This window comes from Caballeronia udeis (genome assembly GCF_044909315.1).
Lineage (GTDB): Bacteria > Pseudomonadota > Gammaproteobacteria > Burkholderiales > Burkholderiaceae > Caballeronia > Caballeronia udeis_A.
On sequence record NZ_JBIYEB010000001.1, the window covers coordinates 517,671 to 539,451 of the forward strand.

The 21,781-nt window shown below is 59.9% G+C and carries 20 protein-coding genes; 12 read left to right on the forward strand and 8 right to left on the reverse strand.

Going from position 1 to position 21,781, the window contains the following annotated elements:
- Positions 1–59 precede the first annotated feature (59 nt).
- From ABH944_RS02430 to hslU, 4 genes are all read left to right on the forward strand, one after another.
- Positions 60–1,139 carry a CobW family GTP-binding protein gene (locus ABH944_RS02430; protein WP_062082340.1) on the forward strand — a complete coding sequence of 360 codons (1,080 nt, stop codon included), beginning with the start codon at positions 60–62 and terminating at the stop codon, positions 1,137–1,139.
- Between the two features lie 781 nt (positions 1,140–1,920).
- Positions 1,921–2,340, forward strand: a complete 420-nt coding sequence (dksA, locus tag ABH944_RS02435; RefSeq protein ID WP_062082343.1) for an RNA polymerase-binding protein DksA — start codon at positions 1,921–1,923, stop codon at positions 2,338–2,340.
- Between the two features lie 407 nt (positions 2,341–2,747).
- On the forward strand, positions 2,748–3,284 hold the full coding sequence (hslV, locus tag ABH944_RS02440) for an ATP-dependent protease subunit HslV (RefSeq protein WP_404604200.1): 537 nt from the start codon (positions 2,748–2,750) through the stop codon (positions 3,282–3,284).
- A gap of 42 nt (positions 3,285–3,326) precedes the next feature.
- Positions 3,327–4,667, forward strand: coding sequence for an ATP-dependent protease ATPase subunit HslU (gene hslU, locus ABH944_RS02445; RefSeq protein WP_404604201.1), 1,341 nt, complete (start codon positions 3,327–3,329; stop codon positions 4,665–4,667).
- 113 nt (positions 4,668–4,780) lie between these two features.
- On the opposite strand, the gene ABH944_RS02450 is transcribed toward hslU, so the two are convergent.
- Positions 4,781–5,323 carry a response regulator transcription factor gene (locus ABH944_RS02450; protein ID WP_047895363.1) on the reverse strand — a complete coding sequence of 181 codons (543 nt, stop codon included), beginning with the start codon at positions 5,321–5,323 and terminating at the stop codon, positions 4,781–4,783.
- Positions 5,320–6,654 (reverse strand): ATP-binding protein, encoded by a 1,335-nt coding sequence (locus ABH944_RS02455; protein WP_404604202.1) that lies wholly within the window; start codon positions 6,652–6,654, stop codon positions 5,320–5,322. The genes ABH944_RS02450 and ABH944_RS02455 overlap by 4 nt, the downstream gene beginning before the upstream one ends.
- Positions 6,655–6,762: 108 nt before the next feature.
- Between ABH944_RS02455 and ABH944_RS02460 the strand changes: the two genes are divergently transcribed.
- The gene (locus tag ABH944_RS02460) at positions 6,763–8,472 is read left to right on the forward strand and encodes a tetratricopeptide repeat protein (protein ID WP_404604203.1); all 1,710 of its coding nucleotides are present in this window, start codon (positions 6,763–6,765) and stop codon (positions 8,470–8,472) included.
- A 188-nt stretch (positions 8,473–8,660) separates the two neighbouring features.
- Here the strand turns inward: ABH944_RS02460 and ABH944_RS02465 are convergent, their stop codons facing one another.
- Positions 8,661–8,858, reverse strand: a complete 198-nt coding sequence (locus tag ABH944_RS02465; protein ID WP_404604204.1) for a cysteine-rich CWC family protein — start codon at positions 8,856–8,858, stop codon at positions 8,661–8,663.
- Positions 8,859–9,112: 254 nt separating this feature from the next.
- On the opposite strand from ABH944_RS02465, the gene argB reads away from it, so the two are divergent.
- The 6 genes from argB to ABH944_RS02495 all read left to right on the forward strand — a co-directional run bounded on the left by argB (position 9,113) and on the right by ABH944_RS02495 (position 15,075).
- Entirely contained in the window at positions 9,113–10,012 is a 900-nt protein-coding gene (gene argB / locus ABH944_RS02470; protein ID WP_404604205.1) for an acetylglutamate kinase, read from the forward strand.
- Between the two features lie 53 nt (positions 10,013–10,065).
- Positions 10,066–10,770, forward strand: coding sequence for a pyrimidine 5'-nucleotidase (locus ABH944_RS02475; protein ID WP_404604206.1), 705 nt, complete (start codon positions 10,066–10,068; stop codon positions 10,768–10,770).
- A gap of 275 nt (positions 10,771–11,045) precedes the next feature.
- Positions 11,046–12,191 (forward strand): homoserine O-succinyltransferase MetX, encoded by a 1,146-nt coding sequence (metX, locus tag ABH944_RS02480; protein WP_404604207.1) that lies wholly within the window; start codon positions 11,046–11,048, stop codon positions 12,189–12,191.
- Positions 12,188–12,796 (forward strand): methionine biosynthesis protein MetW, encoded by a 609-nt coding sequence (gene metW / locus ABH944_RS02485; protein WP_404604208.1) that lies wholly within the window; start codon positions 12,188–12,190, stop codon positions 12,794–12,796. The genes metX and metW overlap by 4 nt, the downstream gene beginning before the upstream one ends.
- Before the next feature lie 54 nt (positions 12,797–12,850).
- On the forward strand, positions 12,851–14,137 hold the full coding sequence (locus ABH944_RS02490) for an AmpG family muropeptide MFS transporter (RefSeq protein WP_404604209.1): 1,287 nt from the start codon (positions 12,851–12,853) through the stop codon (positions 14,135–14,137).
- On the forward strand, positions 14,134–15,075 hold the full coding sequence (locus tag ABH944_RS02495; protein WP_404604210.1) for a M48 family metallopeptidase: 942 nt from the start codon (positions 14,134–14,136) through the stop codon (positions 15,073–15,075). The genes ABH944_RS02490 and ABH944_RS02495 overlap by 4 nt, the downstream gene beginning before the upstream one ends.
- A 5-nt stretch (positions 15,076–15,080) precedes the next feature.
- Here ABH944_RS02495 and ABH944_RS02500 read toward each other — a convergent pair whose 3' ends face one another.
- The 5 genes from ABH944_RS02500 to gatC form a co-directional block, all read right to left on the reverse strand.
- Entirely contained in the window at positions 15,081–15,854 is a 774-nt protein-coding gene (locus ABH944_RS02500; RefSeq protein ID WP_404604211.1) for an exodeoxyribonuclease III, read from the reverse strand.
- Positions 15,855–15,878: 24 nt separating this feature from the next.
- On the reverse strand, positions 15,879–16,715 hold the full coding sequence (locus tag ABH944_RS02505) for a polyphosphate kinase 2 family protein (RefSeq protein WP_404604212.1): 837 nt from the start codon (positions 16,713–16,715) through the stop codon (positions 15,879–15,881).
- 81 nt (positions 16,716–16,796) lie between these two features.
- Positions 16,797–18,275, reverse strand: coding sequence for an Asp-tRNA(Asn)/Glu-tRNA(Gln) amidotransferase subunit GatB (gatB, locus tag ABH944_RS02510; RefSeq protein WP_404604213.1), 1,479 nt, complete (start codon positions 18,273–18,275; stop codon positions 16,797–16,799).
- 2 nt (positions 18,276–18,277) lie between these two features.
- Positions 18,278–19,771 (reverse strand): Asp-tRNA(Asn)/Glu-tRNA(Gln) amidotransferase subunit GatA, encoded by a 1,494-nt coding sequence (gene gatA, locus ABH944_RS02515; RefSeq protein WP_404604214.1) that lies wholly within the window; start codon positions 19,769–19,771, stop codon positions 18,278–18,280.
- Positions 19,772–19,899: 128 nt separating this feature from the next.
- Entirely contained in the window at positions 19,900–20,199 is a 300-nt protein-coding gene (gatC, locus tag ABH944_RS02520) for an Asp-tRNA(Asn)/Glu-tRNA(Gln) amidotransferase subunit GatC (protein WP_404604215.1), read from the reverse strand.
- A 380-nt stretch (positions 20,200–20,579) separates the two neighbouring features.
- Here gatC and ABH944_RS02525 point away from each other — a divergent pair, with 380 nt between their 5' ends.
- The gene (locus ABH944_RS02525) at positions 20,580–21,623 is read left to right on the forward strand and encodes a rod shape-determining protein (protein WP_017772379.1); all 1,044 of its coding nucleotides are present in this window, start codon (positions 20,580–20,582) and stop codon (positions 21,621–21,623) included.
- The last annotated feature ends 158 nt before the right edge of the window (positions 21,624–21,781 follow it).

Here is a 21,781-nt window from a genome sequence, read left to right on the forward strand (position 1 = left end):
GCCCGTAGCCCGAAAACATGCCGCACGATCCTTCGACTTTAAAGAACAGGGCGACCATCATGATTCCCGTTACCATCCTGACCGGCTTTCTGGGCAGCGGCAAAACCACGTTGCTCAAGCGCATCCTGAACGACCAGCACGGCATGAAGATCGCCGTGATCGAGAACGAGTTCGGCGAAGAGAATATCGACAACGAGATCCTCGTCCAGGAAACGAACGAGCAGATCATCCAGATGAGCAACGGCTGCATCTGCTGCACGATCCGCGGTGACCTGGCGCGCGCGCTGGAAGATCTGGCCGAGCGCAAGAAGGCCGGCACGCTGAACTTCGATCGCGTGGTGATCGAGACGACCGGCCTCGCGAATCCGGGCCCGGTTGCCCAGACGTTCTTCATGGACAACACCATCGCGGACGAATTCCTGCTTGACGCCATCATTACGCTGGTCGACGCCAAGCACGCCAACCATCAGCTCGACGAGCACGAAGTCGTGCAGCGCCAGGTGGGCTTTGCGGACCGGCTGTTCATCACGAAGTCGGATCTGGTCGACGCCGCAGCGCTCGACGCACTGAAGCACCGCCTGGTTCACATGAACCCGCGCGCCGCGATCAAGGTGGTGAATTTCGGCGATGCGGACATCAAGGAAATCTTCGACCTGCGCGGCTTCAATCTGAATTCGAAGCTTGAAATCGACCCGGATTTCCTGGCGGAAGACGATCACGCTCACGATCACGCCGGACATGACCATGCGCACGACGACGATCACGACCACGCCACCTGCGGCCACGATCACAGCCACGACCATGAGCATGGCCACGCGAACCACCACCATGCGCACCACGACGACAAGATCAAGTCGTTTGTATTCCGCAGCGACCGCGCGTTCGATCCGAACCGGCTCGAGGATTTCCTCGGCGGCATCCTGCAGATCTATGGCGAACGCCTGCTGCGCTACAAGGGCGTGCTGTACATGAAGGGCGTCGATCGCAAGGTCGTGTTCCAGGGCGTGCATCAGATGATGGGCAGCGATCTTGCCGCGAAATGGCAGCCCATCGAAAAGAAGAACAGCAAGATGGTGTTCATTGGCATTGAGTTGCCGCAGGACCTGATCATCGACGGGCTGACCGCCTGCCTGGTCTGATCCCGGCTGATCAAGGAAGCTGAAACCAGCGAAGCGCGGAGCCCTTTAAGGCTTCGCGCCGCCCGCTCCATCCGAAAACCTGCGTTTTTGGCATAGTTCTCGCTATTTCTCTCCTGAAGCGCGACCGTTGCGACACGCTGGCGAGGCTAAAATCGCTGCGCCTTTGGCCGCGGGCGCGTGTCGCCACGAACGTCGTTGCAATATGTGTTCACGCCCACCAAGAACCATCGCTTTTTAAACGTCAGCGCGTTATATTTTTGAGATAACGAACGAATCGAGCCAGTGTTTTGCTCAGGTGTAGTACACGTTTGCGATTCAGTTACAATACAGCCCCACTGGAGAAGCTGGTACTCCGTCCAGCCTTGACTGCAAAGCCCGGCGCGAGTGCCACCGAAGTGACTGGAAAGCGGGTTTGAAAAGCGCTCCCGCCAGCGCCGCGCGCAACGCCCATCGTGGTTTCGCAAGCCCCAGGCGAGAGAGTGAAAGTGAAAGGTATGGTGTTGTTCCGAACATCGGGCACCGGTCGATTCGCTTGAAAATCAATCCAGACGAATCGGTTTGGATGCGCGGTCTGGATGCAGTGGTCCAGATGCATCGGCCCCGCGTGGCGCCGTCAAGCGCCACGGGAGTCGCAGCCCGTTTGGCGTAGTAAGTGCATGCAGTAGTAATTGTTGGCGAGTATCGCTGAAGTGCGGGTAATCCGGACAACAGCGGCGGCGAGCGCGGCGAGCGACCGCGAAGATGGCGAACAACATCGCCCCACATTGAAGAAGCAAGCCAGATGACGACGAAACGATTGTTGACCGAAGACGAAATCCTGAAGATGGGCGACAAGGATTACATGAACGAGGATCAACTCGCGTTCTTCAGGGTCCGACTGGAACAGTTGCAGGCCGACATTCTCAAGAATGCGGGCCAGACGACGGAAAACCTGCGGGAAACCGTCATCGTTCCGGACCCGGCTGATCGCGCGACGATCGAGGAAGAGCACGCGCTAGAACTGCGCACGCGCGACCGCGAACGCAAGCTGCTGAAGAAAGTGCAGCAGTCGTTGGCGCGTATCGAGTCTGGCGACTACGGCTGGTGCGAGGAAACGGGTGAGCCGATCGGCATTCCCCGCCTGATCGCGCGCCCGACCGCGACGCTCTCGCTCGAAGCGCAGGAACGACGCGAACTGCGCCAGAAGCTGTTCGGCGACTGATCTGCCGAAGCAGCAAGCGCTGCGGTCACGGCCGCAGCGGGAAACCTGCCGGCCCGGATTTGGGTATCGAAGAGATTAAAAACGCTTGAAAGCACAAAAAGGCACACGATTTTCGTGTGCCTTTTTGTTTTTGTGCACCGTTTTTGCCGCCGGCGACGCTTATTGCGCAAGGCGGGCAAGCCTCCGCCGCCGTCGCACACAAGATGCCACAAGAAGCGTCTTGATAAATTCCGCAGCGCCCTAAAATGAACTGGACGCGCGCCAGTGGCGCGGGCATGGCGAGAGTCCGTTAGAGCGCAACGTTGCAGCGCAGCCGGGCTCTTCCCCTCCCTCAAGGATTCCCCGGCGGCGCGGCGGCACACAGGTCTTCCGGCTGCCGCGCCCACTCCGCTTTCAAAGGATTGCACATGGAACAATTTCACGGCACGACCATCGTCTCTGTGCGACGCGGCGGCCAGGTCGCCCTCGGTGGCGACGGCCAGGTCACGCTTGGCAATATCGTGATGAAAGGTGGCGCGAAGAAAGTGCGCCGGATCTATGGCGGCAAGGTCCTGGTCGGTTTCGCGGGCGGCACGGCCGACGCGTTTTCACTCCTCGATCGCTTCGAAGCCAAGCTGGAAAAGCACCAGGGCAACCTGACGCGTGCCGCCGTCGAGCTGGCAAAAGACTGGCGCACGGACCGCATGCTGCGCCGGCTGGAAGCCATGCTGATCGCCGCGGACGCACAAACCACGCTCGTCATCACGGGTAACGGCGACGTGCTCGATCCCGAAAACGGCATTTGTGCGATCGGTTCGGGTGGCGCATATGCGCAGGCCGCGGCGCAGGCACTCGTCGAAAACACCGAACTCTCGCCGCGCGATATCGTCGAAAAGGCACTGACAATCGCGGGCGATATGTGCATTTATACGAACCACAATCGCGTCATCGAGACGATCGAGTAACTCCGCTTTCGCGAATTCGCGAGCACAGGACAAGGACCAACGATGACCACCATGACTCCAGCCGAGATCGTCTCGGAACTCGATAAACACATCATCGGCCAGGGCCGCGCAAAAAAAGCGGTCGCCGTCGCGTTGCGCAACCGGTGGCGGCGTCAGCAAGTCGCCGAACCGCTGCGCCAGGAAATCACCCCGAAAAACATCCTGATGATCGGACCGACCGGTGTCGGCAAGACCGAAATCGCCCGGCGTCTGGCGAAACTCGCTGACGCGCCATTCATCAAGATCGAAGCAACGAAGTTCACCGAGGTCGGCTACGTTGGCCGCGATGTGGACAGCATCGTGCGTGACCTCATCGAAATTTCGGTCAAGCAGACGCGCGAAAGCGAAATGCGCAAAGTGCGTTCGCGCGCCATTGACCGCGCCGAGGACCGGATCCTCGACATCCTGCTGCCGAGCGCGCGGCCGACGGCGGGTTTCAGCACGGCCGAGTTGCCCGACGACAGCACGAACAGCACGCGCCAGACGTTCCGCAAGCGTCTGCGCGAGGGTCTGCTCGACGACAAGGAAGTGGAGATCGACATTGAAGCGCCTCAGGCGACCATGGACATCATGGGGCCGCCGGGCATGGAGGAAATGACCGACCAGATCCGGTCCATGTTCGCGAATATCGGCGGCGGGAAGAAGACGCAGCGCAAGGTGAAGGTCAAGGACGCGCTGAAGATGCTCACCGACGAAGAAGCCGGCAAGCTGCTCAATGATGAAGAGGTCAAGACGAAGGCCATCCAGAACGTCGAGCAGAACGGCATCGTGTTCCTGGACGAGATCGACAAGATCGCGTCGCGCAGCGAGATGGGTGGCGCGGAAGTGTCGCGTGCCGGCGTGCAGCGCGACCTGCTGCCGCTCGTGGAAGGCACGACCATCAACACGAAATACGGGATGATCAAGACCGATCACATCTTGTTTATCGCCAGCGGTGCGTTCCATCTGGCCAAGCCGAGCGACCTGATCCCCGAACTGCAAGGGCGTTTTCCGATTCGCGTTGAGCTGGATTCCCTGTCCGTGGAAGACTTCGAGTCCATCCTGAATACCACCGATGCCAGCCTCGTGAAGCAGTACACGGCGCTTCTGGCAACCGAAGACGTTCAGCTGGAGTTCAGCACGGAAGGGATTCGCAGGATGGCCGAAATCGCGTTTTCGGTGAACGAGAAGACGGAGAACATTGGTGCGCGGCGGCTTTATACCGTGATCGAAAAACTGCTCGAGGAAGTGTCGTTCGCCGCGGGCAATCACGCGGGACACCCCGTGAAAATCGATGCCGCTTATGTTGATAAAGCGTTGAACGACGTAGCCGAGGACGAAGATTTGTCGCGCTACGTGCTCTAGTCCAACACAACCCGGCAGGCGGCCCGGCAAAGGTCCAGCCAGGAAAAAGGGCGGCTCACCATTCCAGGAAAGTGCTGGAGCGGGGAGCCGCCCTTCTACGTTCTACAGAACGTTTATTGCCGCACGGGTTTCTTCGCCAGCTTGCGCTGCAGGGTCCGCCGATGCATGTTCAACGCCCGCGCCGTGGCTGAAATATTGCCGCTGTTCTCGGCCAGCACACGCTGGATATGCTCCCACTCCAGTCGTGCGACCGACAGCAGCGCCGGGTGCTCGATAGCCTCTTCGGCGGTCTGCTCGCTCGCTTCTTCCTGCAGCGCGGACAGGATTGTCTCCACGTTCGCCGGCTTGGCCAGATAGTTGTCCGCGCCGTCTTTCACCGCCTGGACTGCCGTCGCGATGCTCGCGTAACCCGTCAGCACAAGAATCCGTGCGTCGGGCTGAAGGTCACGCAGCGGCGCAACCAGCGTCAGCCCGGAATCGTTGCCGAGGTGCAGGTCGACCGTGATCTGCCCGAACTTCTGCGTGTTCGCCAATCTCAGCGCCGTGGCGGCGTCGTGCGCCTGATGCGGCGTATAGCCGCGGCGCGTCAGACCGCGCGCGAGGATGCCCGAGAAAACCTCATCGTCGTCGATGACCAAAAAATTTGTATCGCTCATGCTCTTTTCTCCGTGGTGACGGAACCGGCGATGCCGCCGCGGCCCGTCCTTGCTGCTTTTTCCCGCGATTCGGGGGCGCTTGTGTCGGCGAGACGCAAGATGGCGTGCGTGCCGTGCGGGCTGGCCGGCGTAAGCTCGATCGATCCGCCAAGCCGTGTTGCTGCCGAGAATGCCAGATACAAGCCAACGCCGTGGCCGCCTTGCGTGCTGTCGACGGGCATTGCACCGAGCGATCCCCGCAATGCCGCCGGAATGCCGGCGCCCTGATCGCGGACATCGAATTGAATCACAGGCTCGCCAAGATGCCGGCTCGCGGACGTTGTGAGCGTCACCGAATCGCGGCTGGCCCGCGCCGCATTATCCAGCAGAATGGTCAGGATTTGCCCCACCGCGACGGGATCGCTCAGAAACAGTCCGGCGCGTTTTTGCTCTTCCGCTTCGATCAACTCGAAACGCACGTGCGGATGACGCAACCGCCATTGCTCGACAAACCCATGCAGCCAGTCATCCAGCGGTTGCCGCGGCGCAGGCCCGGTCGCACGGCTGCGCAGGCGCGCGAGCGCGGACGTGCATAACGTCATTTGCTGCTCGAGGAGTTCGATATCGGCGGAATACGGTGCGAGATGCGGGTCGTGGCGAACGGAATCACGTAACTCCTCGCTCAGCATGGCGATGGTGGACAACGGCGTGCCGATTTCATGCGCGACCGTGGCCGCCTGAACGCCCAGTGCAACAGCGCGCTCGTCGCGCAGAAGCCGCTCCTGGGCGTCGGCCAGCGCAAAATCCCGCGCTCGCAGCGCCCGCGACATGCGCGCCACGAACCAGCCGATCAACCCCACGCTGACAATAAAGTTCACCCACAACCCGATGCGGAAATATTCGAATAAATTCAGCGGATCTTCCATGTTCAGCGGCACGTAGCTGAACGTCAGGAGCGAATAGCAGGCGACGGCAAACAACGCGAGCCAGCCCATCAGGCGCCACGGCAGCACGGCGGCGGCAATCGCGAGCGAAGGCAGATAGAGCGTGACAAACGGGTTCGTGGCGCCGCCGCTCAGGAACAGCAACGCCGACAGCGCGCCGAGATCCACCCAGAGTTGTCCGAACAATTCAAGGTTCGTTTCGGGCTGTGCGCGTGCGACGCGTATCCATGTCAAGGCGTTGAACAAGACCTCGAGCGCGATGATCGTCAGCATGGCAGCTAACGGGAGATGTGCGCCATAAAAGGCCTGTACAACGGCAATTGTCACCAATTGACCGATGATTGCCAGGCTGCGAAGCCAAAACAGATGTCCGAGATTGACGCGGCCTGTGTTCGTTATTCGATGCATCGCGGTGAATCTCACCTCAAATTTCAGAATAGTCTAATGGTTCGGTAAAGCGGATTGCCGCACCATCGAATGTTGTCTCGTACAGGACGGCCAGGCCGCTTACTCAAAATGACCAATAGCCCATCCCCCCGCCCCGATCAGCTTCTCAGCGAGGCACCGCAAGCGGACGCCCTTCAAGACGCCATTATCCCGCGTGCGCTGAATGCGTTCATTGACAATGCCTGTGCCGCGAACGCGCAGGGCAATCAGGTCGAGCGCGCCGTATGGCTGCAGGCGGCCATGATGTTGCAAGCCGATCGGCCGGAGACGGGCTTCGACCTGATCGATTCACTGCTGAAGCAGAACCGCATAACCGACGGTATCCAACTCGCGGCTCACCTCGTCGACCGTCATCCTCAGCACGCGCTCGCGCTCTGGCATCTCGGTTACGCGCTCCAGCTCGCGGGCCGTCACGCAAAAGCAATCCCTTTCTACGAACGCGGCCACGCGATCGATCCGGCGGTCCCGACCCTGCGCAACAATCTGGCAGTCGCCTACGAATTGACGGGCGGTGACGCCAAAGCCCTGGCCATGCTGGAAGAGGCTGTCGAGGCGAATGCCAACGAGATCGAAGCATGGACGAATCTGACGCGCATGTATCTGCGCCGCTGGGAGCTCGAGCGTGCGCTCGCGGCCGGTCAGCGCTCGGTCGCCATCAATCCGTCGAATTCGCTCGCGTTATCGAACTACAGTCTCGCCTTGAAAGAGGCCCAGCGCTGGCCGGAGGCTACGGAAGCCGCCATGAACGCCGCCGGGATCAATCCCGGAATACCGCGTCTTCTGTTCAACCTCTCGATCCTCGATCTGGTGCAGGGCAACTACGCCCGCGGTTGGGGAAATTTCGAAGCGCGTTGGGACGGTTCAAACGAACTGCACAACGCACATCCCGACTTCCCGGTGCCGCGATGGAACGGCGAAGCATTGCGCGGCAAGACCTTGTTGTTATGGGGTGAACAAGGTTTCGGCGATGTGCTGCAGTTTTCGCGTTTCGTCCCGATGCTCGCGAAAAAGGTTCATGCGCAGGGAGGCACGCTGGTGTGGGCCGCATTCAAGGCCGTGCATCCGCTGATGGCACGCATGGCGCCCAAGGGAGTCGAATGCCTGCCGCACGACGCGCAAATGCCCGCGTTCGACTTCCATTTCCCGCTATTGAGCCTGCCGCTGCATTTCGGCATCGACGCGGACGCCATTCCGGCGAAGCGCGCGTATCTTTCGGCCGATGCCGACCTTGCCGCCGACTGGCGCGCCGAATTCGCCGCCGACAAACGCCTGCGTGTCGGTCTGGTGTGGAGCGGCAGCGAAGGACATCAGCGCAACATGTTCCGCAGCGTGGGTATCGAACGGTATGCGAAGGCGTTCGCGGGAATTGAAAATGTTGCGTTCTTCTCGCTGCAGAAGGATGCATCGGGCGCGGTATCAACGGCTCGGGACGGCGGCTTCGAGATCGCGGACCGCACGGGAAAATTTGAAACTTTCGACGACACAGCTGCATTCATCGATTCACTCGATCTCGTGATTACCGTGTGCACGAGCGTGGCGCATTTGGCAGCGGCGCTCGGCAAGCCGACCTGGATTCTCCTCGACGCCAATCCGCACTGGGTCTGGCAACTGGAGCGCACGGACAGCCCGTGGTATCCGACCGCAACGCTCTACAGGCAGAAGGAATTCTCGAAGTGGGAGCCGGTCATGGCTGAGCTCGCGCGTGATCTGGCAGCGCTCGCGGCCACGCACACGGGTGCGGCGCCGCGCAAACGGGCGGCGAAGAAAGCAGCCGCGTAAGCCATTTCGAAGAGTTTTAAGTCACTACGCAAAAACAAAGCAGCGATTCGGCAACGAACCGCTGCTTTTTTGCACCCGGCTTCCTCACCTCAACCGCCCCGCCTGCGCGAAAATCACGTATTCGCGGATTCCATCCAGCACCGCATCCGAGCCCGTTTGCCGGACAACACCCACAAAAACCGCGACGTTCACCTGTTTATGCTACGTTGCGTTTCTTCACGCAAACAATCCGGACAGAGGCATGTCATGTCCGGGTTCAGGCGCTCGACCGGCAAAGCGGGCAGCGACGCGCACCAGCACTGCGCATCGCCGGTTTGCCGGGCGCAGTGGAAAAGCGCTCCGCACAGAGCGCAGCGTTGAGGAGCGGAGTCGGTCGAACTCATCATGGAGGCTCAGACCTTTGAAAACGAAACACGCCGTCACGGGCAGTTTTGCGCGCAGTGCGGCCGTTGCCGAAGCGCGACGTTTCGACCTGCACAGGCACGCTCGATCACATTATTATTTCACGCGCCAATCCCATACTGGTGCGACCAAAGGCTAACTTTCACCCGTCACCGGAATGCTATCGGAAACGCATGATGCAGCGCGTCAGTCCTGTACAATTCCGCCTGTTTAAACTGCTCCTCGCCTTATCGCCGCCATGTCCGAGCTTCCCGACCTTACGCAGATCGCGCCGACCCTGAAAGCCGAAATCCTGGCCGAGGCGTTGCCCTATATTCGCCAGTATCACGGCAAGACGATCGTGATCAAATACGGCGGCAATGCCATGACCGAGGAGCGCCTGAAACAGGGCTTCGCGCGCGACGTGATCCTGCTGAAACTGGTCGGGATCAATCCGGTGATCGTGCACGGCGGCGGTCCGCAGATCGACCAGGCGCTCAAGAAGATCGGCAAGCAGGGCACGTTCATCCAGGGCATGCGCGTCACCGACGAAGAGACCATGGAAGTGGTCGAATGGGTGCTCGGCGGCGAAGTGCAGCAGGACATCGTCACGCTGATCAATCATTTCGGCGGCCATGCGGTCGGACTCACCGGCAAGGACGGCGGGCTGATCCACGCGCGCAAACTGCAAATGCCGGATCGCGACAATCCGGGCGAATTCATCGATATCGGTCAGGTGGGTGAAGTCGAAGCCATCAATCCGGCTGTCGTGAAGGCGCTGCAAGACGACGCGTTCATTCCGGTCATCTCGCCAATCGGCTTCGGTGAAGACGGTTTGTCGTACAACATCAACGCCGATCTGGTCGCGGGCAAGCTGGCCGTGGTGCTGAACGCCGAGAAGCTCGTGATGATGACGAACATCCCAGGCGTGATGGACAAGGAAGGCAATCTGCTGACCGATCTCTCTGCACGCGAGATCGACGCGTTGTTCGCAGACGGCACCATCTCCGGCGGCATGCTGCCGAAGATCTCATCGGCGCTCGACGCGGCGAAGAGCGGCGTGCGCTCGGTGCATATCATCGACGGGCGAATCGAGCATTCGGTGCTGCTCGAGATTCTGACCGAACAGCCGTTCGGAACAATGATCCGTTCACATTGAACGTGGATCTCGCCGGCGCTCGAGCCAGGTTGTTGCGCTCCTCGAAGCGCCGGATGAACACGCACGGCCACCCTGTATGGCTGTTCGACCTCGACAACACGCTGCACCACGCGTCGCATGAGATTTTCCCCGCGATCAACCGCGGGATGACGCAGTACATCATCGACCGGCTGGGCGTGGACGTTGACGAAGCCAACCGCTTGCGGACCGGTTATACCCAGCGATACGGCGCCACCTTGCTTGGCCTCGTGCGCCATCATCGCGTCGATGCCACGGACTTCCTGGACGTCGTGCATACCTTTGCCGATCTCGGCTCTATGGTTCGGGCCGAACGCGGCCTCGCGCGAATGATCCGCGGTCTGCCGGGACGGAAGATCGTGTTGACCAACGGGCCTTCGGTTTATGCGCACGCCGTGCTCGACGAACTGGGTATTGCCAAGCTGTTTGAACGCGTGATCGCCATTGAAGATATGCAGGACCGAAGCGGCTATTGGCGTGCCAAACCCGATGCTGCCATGCTTCGGCGCGCAATGCGGCGCGCTCACGTGCCGCTCTCTGACGCCGTTCTTGTTGAAGACACACGCGGGCATCTGAAGCGCTATAAGCGCCTGGGAATTCGCACGGTCTGGATCACGGGATATCTTCCGTCGGTTCTCAATGCCAGCGGAGCGAAGTCGCTTCGGTCCCCCGCCAGCGGACGCCCGCATTACGTCGATCTCAAGATCCGGTCCTTGAAAGGCTTGCGCGGTCTCGGCTAACGTACGGAAGTAGTACGGACTTCAAACTTCATCGCCAGGGTCTGGCGCTCCGGGCGTATCCGTGAGCACCCTCCGCTCCCTTTCCCGTTTTTCCTATATACTTCACTGCTATCTTGATTTGTTTCAACGCGCCGATTTGCTGACTCGATTGCGGGCGCGCGAACCCTGACCGGTTCACTATAAATGCGGCTAAAGAGGTTGTCAGCCGCGCCGCTCAGGTATTCCAGCGCATCGCCGACGCCGTTTAGCCGCCCTGTTTTCTCTAGGCGGAATGAATGGAATCAATCGGCATCGTCACTCCCCAAACACTGCATTTCACTGAACCGCTGCGCATGCAAAATGGCAGCTTGCTCGGTGACTATGATCTCGTCGTTGAAACCTATGGCACGCTCAATGCCGCGCGCTCGAACGCGGTGCTCGTCTGCCATGCGCTGAACGCCTCGCATCACGTGGCCGGTGTCTATGCCGACGACTCCAAGAACGTCGGCTGGTGGGACAACATGGTGGGTCCGGGCAAACCGCTAGATACCAACCGGTTTTTTGTCATCGGCGTCAATAACCTGGGCTCGTGTTTCGGTTCAACAGGCCCCATGAGCGTGAACGCCTCCACCGGCAAACCCTACGGCGCGAGTTTTCCCGTCGTCACGGTTGAAGACTGGGTCCACGCACAAGCTCGCGTAGCGGATCTATACGGTATTGAACGCTTTGCCGCGGTCATGGGCGGCAGCCTGGGCGGCATGCAGGCGTTGGCGTGGAGCATGATGTATCCGGATCGCGTGGCGCACTGCATTGTGGTGGCATCGACGCCGAAACTCTCCGCGCAGAACATTGCATTCAACGAAGTTGCGCGCTCCGCCATCCTCTCCGATCCCGATTTCCACGGCGGCGACTATTACGCACATGGTATCAAGCCACGTCGCGGATTACGGGTCGCGCGCATGATCGGCCACATCACGTATCTGTCCGATGACGACATGGCTGCCAAGTTCGGCCGCGCGTTGCGTCGGGCGGAAGGCGCCCTGGATGCGTACAACTTCAACTTCGACGTCGAGTTCGAAGTGGAGTCGTACCTGAGATACCAGGGCGATAAATTCGCCGAATACTTCGACGCCAATACGTATCTGCTCATCACCCGGGCGCTGGATTATTTCGATCCCGCCAAAGCCTTCGATGGCGACCTGACCAAGTCGCTCGCTCACACCACAGCGAAATACCTGATCGCCAGCTTCTCCACGGATTGGCGCTTTGCGCCCGCGCGCTCGCGCGAACTGGTGAAAGCGCTGCTCGATCACAAACGCACGGTGAGCTACGCCGAAATCGATGCACCGCACGGCCACGACGCCTTCCTGCTCGACGACGCGCGCTATCACAACCTGATGCGCGCCTATTACGAACGCATTGCCGCCGAGGTGGGCGCATGAACCAAATCACGCTGGACTCTCTCTCCCTGCGCTCGGACTTTCGGGCAATCGCGCGCTGGGTTGAACCGAGCTCGTCGGTACTGGATCTGGGCTGCGGCGATGGTTCGCTGCTTTCGCTGCTCACCGAAGAACTCGATGTGACAGGTTATGGCATTGAAATCAACGACGCCGGCGTGCTCGCCTGCGCTCAGAAAGGCGTGAACGTCATCCAGCAGAACCTGGAAGACGGTTTGCGCCTGTTCGAAGATGACAGTTTCGACTTCGCGATCCTGTCTCAGACATTGCAAACGATCCATCAAACCGCCGCGATCCTGCGCGAAACCGTACGTGTGGGACGCGAATGCATTGTGTCGTTTCCGAACTTCGGTTACTGGCGGCATCGGTTGACGGTGTTGCAGGGACGCATGCCCGTGTCGAAAACGCTGCCGTATCAATGGCATAACACACCGAACGTGCGGGTTCTCACTATTCGGGATTTCGAGGCGCTGGCGCCGGAAGTGGGTATCGAGATCCTCGATCGTGCGGTGCTGCATGGCGGACAGTCCATCCGGTGGGGGGCGAACTGGCGTGGTAGCCTTGCGGTCTATCGCGTGAAGCGAAGCTGAACTGAGCTTGCCGGTTCGTCGCTCGCGCACCGCTTACTGCTTCGAATCGACCCTATGTCCAACTCGCCACACGAGGCGCCCGCTCTTACCGCTCACGAAGACCACCCCGGCTGGCGCGCGTTTCTCAACAAACGCATGTTGATTTGCGTGTTTATCGGCTTCACGTCGGGGCTGCCGCTCTTCACGCTCGTCTATCTGGTCCAGGCGTGGTTACGCACTGAAGGCGTGAACCTGAAGGAGATCGGCCTGTTCGCGCTGATCCAGTTTCCCTACACGTGGAAATTCATCTGGGCGCCGCTGATGGACCGCTATGTGCCGCGCCTGCCTGGCTGGCGGCCTGGGCGACGGCGCGGCTGGATGATCGTCACGCAGTTGCTGGTGGCGATGGCGATTGGCGCGCTTGGGTTCATATCGCCGAAAGACCAGATCTGGACCGTCGCCGCGCTGACCGCACTCGTGGCGTTTTTCGGCGCGAGCCAGGACATTGCGATCGATGCGTATCGTCGCGAACTCCTCGCGGACACCGAGCAGGGACTCGGCAACGCCGTCTTCGTGAACGCGTACAAGATTGCGGCGCTTATTCCCGGCTCGCTCGGGCTGATTCTCGCCGATCACCTGCCGTGGTCCACCGTCTTCCTCGTCACGGCGGCGTTCATGCTGCCGGGCATGGTGCTGACGCTCGTGGTCAAGGAACCCGAAATACACGGCACGCCGCCCAAGAATCTACGCGACGCCATCATCCAGCCGTTTCGTGAATTCATCGCCCGTGACGGCTGGCGCACGGCGCTGCTGATCCTTGGTTTCATCTTCCTGTACAAGCTCGGCGACACGATGGCGACCACGCTCTCCACGTCGTTTTTCCTCGATATCGGCTTCAACAAGACGCAGATCGGCGTGATTGCAAAGACCGTCGCGTTCTGGGCGAGCCTGGCGGGCGGGATTGTGGGTGGCGTGTGGCTGGTGAAGATCGGTATTGCACGCGGGCTGTGGATCTTCGGTGCGCTGCAGATCGTTTCCACGCTCGGCTTTGCGTGGCTTGCGAAAATCGGGCCATCGGCCGTGGCGCTGGCCGCGCTCTACGGGTTCGAAACCTTTGCCACCGGCCTCACCATGGCCGCATTCGTGGCCTATATCGCGAGCACGACCGATCCGCGTTATACCGCCACGCAGTTCGCGCTCTTTACGAGCCTTGCATCGGTGCCGCGCACGCTGGCGTCGGCATCGAGCGGCTTTGTGGTCGCGCAAACCGGCTGGTTCGAGTACTTCATGATCTGCGCTGCGCTGTCCATTCCAGGCATGTTACTGTTGCCGAAAATCGCGCCCTGGAGACCTGTCCAATGAAGGTGCACGCCTTGATCCGCGTCGCAGCTTGCGCCGTGTCGCTACATGCCGGCGTGAGCTTCGCAGCGTCCGCGGCGTCCGGGACTTCCGATGCTACGCAGGCTGCAGCGGCCAACGCACAACCGCCCTATTCCGCTGCCAGCGACCAGATCCGGTTCGGCAATGCGGCTTTGTTCCGCAACCTGATTCCATCGGCGACATTGGAACAGCAGTCCGCCGACGAATACGCTCAAATCCTGGGCGAGGCGCGGCGCATGAAACATCTTCTTGGCGACGACAATCCGCTGGTCAAGCGTGCACGCGAAATTGCCAATCGCGAGATTCCGTTTGCGCTGAAGTGGAATGACCGCTCGAAGAACTGGAAGTGGGAAGTCAACGTGGTGCGCTCGGACGAGATCCGCATGTATTGCCTGCCGGGCGGCAAGATTGTGATTTATAGCGGACTGATAGACCGGTTGGGTCTTAACGACAACGAACTTGGCATGATGATCGGCCATGAGATCGCGCATGCGCTGCGTGAACATGCCCGTGACCGGCTGGGACGCCAGCAGGCGGCGCAATTGAGTACGGGAACGATTCCGCCGCTATTCGGTTTCGCCGATATCAGCTCCACCCCGCTCGGAATTGGCGAGCAATTGCTGGCCATGCGATACACCCCCGCCGATGAAACCGAAGCCGATGTAATCGGCAGCGAGATTGCATCGCGGGCGGGTTACGATCCGCGCGCCGCCATCACGTTATGGAAGAAGATTGATGCGCGCACGCGGCGCACGCCAAACGGATTTATCTGGATGCACCCGTATGGCGCTGCCCGCGTACACGATCTGATGAAGCGCTTGCCGGACATGATGCCGTTGTACGCCAAGGCGCTTGGCAAGACCGTCGACCAATTGCCCAATTATCAGGGAATGGGCCGGTTTAAAAAGCCGCGGCTTTAAAAAATCTAAATCTTCCAGTCGTAGTCAATGATCAGCGGCGCGTGGTCGCTGAACTTGATGTCGCGGAAAACGGAAGTCGCCGCCGCCGTGTCCGCAACGCCCTTCGTCGCGATCTGGTAATCAATCCGCCACCCGACGTTCTTCGCGTAAGCCTGGCCGCGATTGCTCCACCACGTATACTGCTCGGGGCGCTGGTCCAGCGTTCTGAAAACATCCACATACGCTTTTTCGTCGAAGAGTTGCGTGAGCCACGCGCGCTCTTCCGGCAGGCAACCCGAGTTCTTCTGATTACTCTTCCAGTTCTTGATGTCGATTTCTTTGTGCACGATATTCACGTCGCCGCACAAGATCACTTCGCGCTTTTTGGCCAGCGTCTCCAGATGCGGCATGAACTCGTCCATGAAACGGTATTTGGCCTGCTGCCGTTCCTCACCGCTGGACCCCGACGGCACATACACCGAGATCACCGATAAATCCCCGAAGCGCGCTTCCACATAACGCCCTTCCGGATCGAATTCCTCGCTGCCGAATCCGATGATCACTTCATCCGGCTCGTGCTTCGTATAAAGGCCCGCGCCGGAATAGCCCTTTTTCACTGCATGCTGGAAATAACCCTGAAAGCCGTGCGGCGCGAGAAATTCCGGCGTGAGATCGTCCTGCGAGCACTTGATCTCCTGGACGCAGACAACGTCAGCATCCTGCTCGCCAAACCAGTCGAAAAATCCCTTCTTGGCGGCCGACCGAATGCCGTTCAAATTAGCGGTGATGACACGAAACATGAAGCATCCTTGTATGTTGGTGAACTACTCGACCTTGATCCCTTTCAGCGACTCTTTCGCCGGCGGATATTCGAGCTTCAAACCCTGCAGTATGCGCACCATCAACTCCGCAACCATCACGTTGCGGTGCGTCTTTGAATCAGCGGGAATCACGTACCACGGGGCAATGTCCGTCGATGTTGCCCCAAGGGCGTCTTCATAAGCCAGGCGATAATCGTCCCAGAGTTTGCGGGCATCGAGATCCGATGGATCAAACTTCCAGTGCTTCTCGGGATTGTCGATGCGCGCCTGCAAACGCACCTTCTGCTCGTCCTTCGATATATGCAAAAAGCACTTCACGATGGTCGTGCCGTTTTCGGCAAGCATCGCTTCGAAGTCGCGAATCTGCCGGTAGCGGCGCTGCCACCCTTGGCTGTCGATCTGTTGCAGCACACGCGGCACCAGCACGTCTTCGTACTGGCTACGATTGAAAATGGCGAACTCGCCGGCAGCCGGAACCTGTGAATGAACACGCCAGAGAAAATCGTGCGCAGCTTCGGTTTCGGAGGGCGCCTTAAACGGCACGACCCGCAAACCGAGCGGATCGACGTCGCGAAAGACACCGCGAACCGTGCCGTCCTTGCCGCTCGTATCCATGCCTTGCAGGATGAGCAGGATGCGGTGCGCGCGTTGTGCATGCAGCTTTTCCTGCAATCCATCGAGTGCGGTGCTCAACTCGCTCAGCCGCTCGCGATCCGCGTCTTTCGCGCCGGACGAAAACGGCTTCGACGCGGTGTCGATGGAAGCCAGGTCAAACGGCTTGATCTTCTTGCCGTCAAAATACGGCACGCGATAATCGTCAAGCTCAGGTTTTTTGGCCACGCGTGCGTCCCCCGTTGATAAAAGAAAGGGTTGCTGCCAGACAGGAGCCGGCAGCAACCCGCGAATAGTCCAGCCCTCAGCTCAAGAGGATAGTTTCTTCTTCAAAAGCTCGTTGACCTGCTGCGGATTCGCCTTGCCTTTCGTCGCTTTCATCGCCTGACCGATCAGTGCGTTAAACGCCTTCTCCTTGCCCGAGCGGTACTCATCGACGGACTTCTGGTTCGCGGCCATTACTTCGTCGATGATCGCTTCCAGCTCGCCCGTATCCGAGATCTGCTTCAAGCCCTTCGCTTCGATAATCCGGTCGGCGGCGGTGTCGTCGGTGGCTTTCTCTTCCCAGATCGCCTGGAAGATATCCTTGGCGATCTTGTTCGAGATTGTGCCGTCGGCCACGCGCTGAATCACGAGTCCAAGCTGTGCGGGCGACACCGGCGAGCCGGCAATATCGAGCGAGTCGCGGTTCAGTTGCGACGACACTTCGCCCATCAGCCAGTTGGCCGCAAGCTTCGCATGCGCCGGACCCACCACGGCAACAACCCGTTCGAAATACGCCGACATGTCCTTCGATGACGTCAACCCCGCTGCGTCATACGGCGTCAAACCGTACTGCTCGACGAAACGCGTTTGCATGGCTTCCGGCAACTCGGGCAGTTCGCTGCGAACCCGCGCGATCCACGCTTCATCGATGACCAAAGGCATCAGGTCGGGATCAGGGAAATAGCGGTAATCGTGCGCGTCTTCCTTGCTGCGCATGGAACGAGTTTCGCGCTTGTCGGGATCGTAAAGACGCGTTTCCTGCACGACCGTCCCGCCGTCTTCGATCAACTCGATCTGCCGGCGCACTTCGTACTGAATGGCTTCTTCGAGAAAACGGAACGAGTTCAGGTTCTTGATCTCGGCGCGCGTGCCGAATTCGGCCTGACCGACCGGGCGCACGGAGACGTTCGCGTCGCAACGGAACGAGCCTTCCTGCATGTTGCCGTCGCAGATACCGAGCCATTGCACAAGAGTGTGCAAGCTCTTCGCGTAGGCCACGGCTTCGGCGGCGCTGCGCATTTCGGGTTCCGTCACAATTTCGAGCAACGGCGTGCCGGCCCGATTCAAGTCGATCCCCGTCATGCCCGCGAAGTCTTCGTGCAGCGACTTGCCCGCGTCTTCTTCCAGATGCGCGCGCGTCAGGTTGACGGTCTTTTCGTAAGCGGCCATGCCGGTTTTTTCGTTGGCCGGAACCTGGATCGTGACGCTGCCGCCCTGCACGACCGGAATCTCGAACTGGCTGATCTGATAACCCTTCGGCAGATCGGGGTAGAAATAATTCTTGCGGGCGAAAATGCTGCGCGGTGAAATGGTCGCGCCGATGGCGAGGCCGAGGCGAATCGCACGCTCGACAGCGCCACGGTTCATCACAGGCAACGAACCCGGCAACGCCAGATCGACGGGACACGCCTGCGTGTTCGGCTCAGCGCCGAACTGCGTGGGCGCACCCGAGAAAATCTTGGAGACGGTCGATAACTGCGCGTGCGTCTCCAGTCCTATAACAACTTCCCATTGCTTGCCCATACTCATACTCCTGCCGGTGATTGCACGTGCCAGTCTGTCGCGCGCTGAAACGCGTCGGCGACCTGGAGCAACCGGGCTTCGTTGAAATAGTTGCCAATGATCTGCAGGCCGACTGGGCGCGTGGCATGCGCGCTGCCCGCAGCGCCAAAACCGCAGGGCACGCTCATGCCCGGCAAGCCGGCGAGGCTGATCGACAGCGTGTAGATATCGGCTAGGTACATCTGGACCGGGTCATCGGCTTTTTCGCCGAGATTCCATGCCACCGATGGCGCCACGGGTCCCATGATCACGTCACAGTGATTGAAGGCTTCCTGGAAATCCTGCGCGATGATGCGACGGATTTTCTGCGCCTGAAGGTAATACGCGTCGTAATAACCGTGCGACAGCACGTACGCGCCCACCAATATCCGGCGCTTCACTTCCGGTCCGAAACCTTCGGCACGCGACTTCTTGTACATATCGAGAAGGTCGGTGTATTCAGCCGCGCGATGCCCGTAACGCACGCCATCGAAACGCGACAGGTTCGACGATGCTTCCGCCGGCGCGATGATGTAATACACCGGAATGGACAGCTCGGTCTTCGGCAACGACACCTCGACCAGCGTGGCACCCAGTGCTTCGTATTGCTTCAGCGCAGCATCAATGGCGCTGCGCACTTCGGCGCTCAATCCCTCGCCAAAGAATTCCTTCGGTAAGCCAATACGCAGGCCGGCGAGCGGTTTGGCCACGTCCGTGCCGGACCAGTTCTGGCCGATATAGCGCGTGTAATCTTCGTCCTCGCGCTGCAGGCTGGTCGAGTCGCGCGGGTCGAACGACGCAATGGCGTTGAGCAACAGCGCGCAATCCGAGGCGCTGCGAGCCATGGGTCCGCCCTGATCGAGCGACGAGGCGAACGCGATCATGCCGTAACGCGAAACGCGTCCGTACGTTGGCTTGATTCCGGTAATGCCGGTGAACGACGCGGGCTGGCGAATCGAACCGCCGGTGTCCGTGCCGGTGGCAGCGGGCGCCAAGCGTGCGGCGACCGCGGCGGCCGAGCCGCCCGACGATCCACCCGGAACAGCTTTCAGATCCCAGGGGTTCTTGACCGGGCCGAAATACGAATTCTCGTTGGACGAACCCATCGCGAATTCGTCCATATTGGTCTTGCCGAGCGTCACCACGCCTGCGTTCTTGAGGCGTTCCACAACGGTGGCATCGAACGGGCTCGCGTAATTGGCGAGCATTTTCGAGCCGGCCGTGGAGGTCCAGCCGCGGGTGACAAACACGTCTTTATGCGCGATCGGCAGCCCGGTCAGCACACCCGCTGCGCCCTTGGCGATCAGCGCATCCGCCGCTTTGGCCTGCTCGAGTGTGAGGTCGTGGTCGACACTGATAAACGCGTTGAGATCCTTGGCCGCATCGATGCGCTGCAAAAAGAGCTGCGCAAGTTCGACAGCGGAGAGGCTCTTGGCATCGAGTGCCGCGCGCAGTTCGGTCAAGCTTTTTTGATGCATTGCGTTCTTCCTGATGGGCGCCGGTATCGGATATCGGATGCCGGGTACCGCGCGCCTTTTTGTTTTCGTGCGTATATTGCATTGCCTCAAATACGTTGCTCGAGAGGCGCTGTCTCAAGGCACGACAGTTACTCGATCACCTTGGGCACGAGATACAGCCCGTCGCGCACAGCAGGTGCGGGGCGTTGGAACTCTTCGCGGTTAACGTGCTCTGTAACAACATCGTTTCGCAACCGCAGTTCGGCTTTCTCGATCTGTTCGATCGGATGAGCAAGCGGTTCGACACCCATGGTGTCCACAGCCTGCATTCGCTCGACGAGACCGAAGAAGTCGTTCAGCCGCGCAAGCGTGGGTTCGGCCTCGTGCTCGGGCAATTCAAGCCGCGCGAGGTGCGCAATGCGTTTTACATCGGTCAGGGTCAGGGACATTCGATCACCGGTTTTTTTCGACTTACGCGCTGACAAACAGCGCGACTGCAATTCGAGCTGCAATTCGAGATAAAGGAGCCCTAAAAAGCAGGCTTGACGGCGGCAAAATGTACCGTCCTTTTCCTTCGAACACCCCAAAATTATAAGGTATCATTACGCGTTCGACCCAAATCCGGATCGACTTACCAGCGGCCTACTCTTAGTTACAGATTTTTCAGAGAAGTGCGCGCCTGGTTCGCTCGCATCCTCCGGTAGATTTCTTCGCAGTCTTGCAATTTGCGTGGCCAGAAAATGGGTCCCCGCTGCAGGCTGTCATTTTTTCCGCTGCCGTCCTTTGGCGCTCGAAGCGAGGCACGGCTCCCAGCGAGACAGGATTTTGAATGTTCGGTTTTTTGCGCAGCTACTTTTCAAACGATCTGGCGATTGATCTCGGCACCGCCAACACGCTCATCTACATGCGGGGCAAGGGCATCGTCCTTGACGAGCCCTCGGTGGTCTCCATTCGCCAAGAAGGCGGTCCGAATGGCAAGAAAACCATTCAGGCCGTTGGCCGCGAAGCGAAGCAGATGCTCGGCAAGGTGCCGGGCAACATTGAAGCTATCCGGCCTATGAAGGACGGGGTGATTGCCGACTTCACCGTCACGGAACAGATGATCAAGCAGTTCATCAAGACTGCGCACGAATCGCGTATGTTCTCGCCTTCGCCGCGCATCATCATCTGCGTGCCGTGCGGTTCGACCCAGGTCGAACGCCGCGCGATCAAGGAAGCAGCCCACGGCGCCGGTGCGTCGCAGGTGTATCTGATCGAAGAACCCATGGCTGCGGCCATTGGCGCCGGTTTGCCGGTGTCCGAGGCAACGGGCTCCATGGTCGTCGACATCGGCGGGGGCACGACCGAAGTGGGCGTGATTTCGCTCGGCGGTATCGTGTACAAGGGTTCGGTGCGCGTGGGCGGTGACAAGTTCGACGAAGCTATCGTCAATTACATCCGTCGCAATTACGGCATGTTGATCGGCGAACAGACGGCTGAAGCGATCAAGAAGGAAATCGGTTCGGCTTTTCCGGGCTCCGAGGTCAAGGAGATGGAAGTCAAGGGCCGTAACCTGTCGGAAGGCATTCCGCGCAGCTTCACCATTTCGAGCAACGAAATTCTCGAAGCACTGACCGATCCGCTGAACCAGATCGTGTCGTCGGTGAAAATCGCGCTGGAACAGACGCCACCGGAACTGGGCGCCGACATTGCCGAGCGCGGCATGATGCTGACGGGCGGTGGCGCGTTGCTGCGCGATCTCGACCGGCTGCTGGCGGAAGAGACCGGCTTGCCGGTGCTCGTCGCTGAAGATCCGCTGACGTGCGTCGTACGCGGTTCGGGCATGGCGCTCGAACGCATGGACAAGCTCGGCAGTATCTTCTCCTACGAGTAAGTCTTGACGCCTTTCACTAAGGCGCCAACAGCACGCACTCGCTCTATGCAGCAACGGCGACGTGCGCGAAGTATGCGACTTGCGCAATGGTTCACGTGGTCCGGCTTGGTCCGGCCCGCGGGGAACAGCGCTGGGCAGGGCCGCGCCACTACGCGGAC

Coding starts and splice junctions, on each gene's coding strand:
- ABH944_RS02460 (WP_404604203.1), top strand. CDS start 6,763: ATGACCAATAGCCCATCCCCCCGCCCCGATCAGCTTCTCAGCGAGGCA.
- dksA (WP_062082343.1), top strand. CDS start 1,921: ATGACGACGAAACGATTGTTGACCGAAGACGAAATCCTGAAGATGGGC.
- metW (WP_404604208.1), top strand. CDS start 12,188: ATGAACCAAATCACGCTGGACTCTCTCTCCCTGCGCTCGGACTTTCGG.
- ABH944_RS02450 (WP_047895363.1), bottom strand. CDS start 5,323: ATGAGCGATACAAATTTTTTGGTCATCGACGACGATGAGGTTTTCTCG.
- gatB (WP_404604213.1), bottom strand. CDS start 18,275: ATGGGCAAGCAATGGGAAGTTGTTATAGGACTGGAGACGCACGCGCAG.
- ABH944_RS02500 (WP_404604211.1), bottom strand. CDS start 15,854: ATGTTTCGTGTCATCACCGCTAATTTGAACGGCATTCGGTCGGCCGCC.
- argB (WP_404604205.1), top strand. CDS start 9,113: ATGTCCGAGCTTCCCGACCTTACGCAGATCGCGCCGACCCTGAAAGCC.
- gatC (WP_404604215.1), bottom strand. CDS start 20,199: ATGTCCCTGACCCTGACCGATGTAAAACGCATTGCGCACCTCGCGCGG.
- gatA (WP_404604214.1), bottom strand. CDS start 19,771: ATGCATCAAAAAAGCTTGACCGAACTGCGCGCGGCACTCGATGCCAAG.
- ABH944_RS02465 (WP_404604204.1), bottom strand. CDS start 8,858: ATGATGAGTTCGACCGACTCCGCTCCTCAACGCTGCGCTCTGTGCGGA.
- ABH944_RS02430 (WP_062082340.1), top strand. CDS start 60: ATGATTCCCGTTACCATCCTGACCGGCTTTCTGGGCAGCGGCAAAACC.
- hslV (WP_404604200.1), top strand. CDS start 2,748: ATGGAACAATTTCACGGCACGACCATCGTCTCTGTGCGACGCGGCGGC.
- ABH944_RS02495 (WP_404604210.1), top strand. CDS start 14,134: ATGAAGGTGCACGCCTTGATCCGCGTCGCAGCTTGCGCCGTGTCGCTA.
- metX (WP_404604207.1), top strand. CDS start 11,046: ATGGAATCAATCGGCATCGTCACTCCCCAAACACTGCATTTCACTGAA.
- ABH944_RS02475 (WP_404604206.1), top strand. CDS start 10,066: ATGAACACGCACGGCCACCCTGTATGGCTGTTCGACCTCGACAACACG.
- ABH944_RS02525 (WP_017772379.1), top strand. CDS start 20,580: ATGTTCGGTTTTTTGCGCAGCTACTTTTCAAACGATCTGGCGATTGAT.
- ABH944_RS02455 (WP_404604202.1), bottom strand. CDS start 6,654: ATGCATCGAATAACGAACACAGGCCGCGTCAATCTCGGACATCTGTTT.
- hslU (WP_404604201.1), top strand. CDS start 3,327: ATGACCACCATGACTCCAGCCGAGATCGTCTCGGAACTCGATAAACAC.
- ABH944_RS02490 (WP_404604209.1), top strand. CDS start 12,851: ATGTCCAACTCGCCACACGAGGCGCCCGCTCTTACCGCTCACGAAGAC.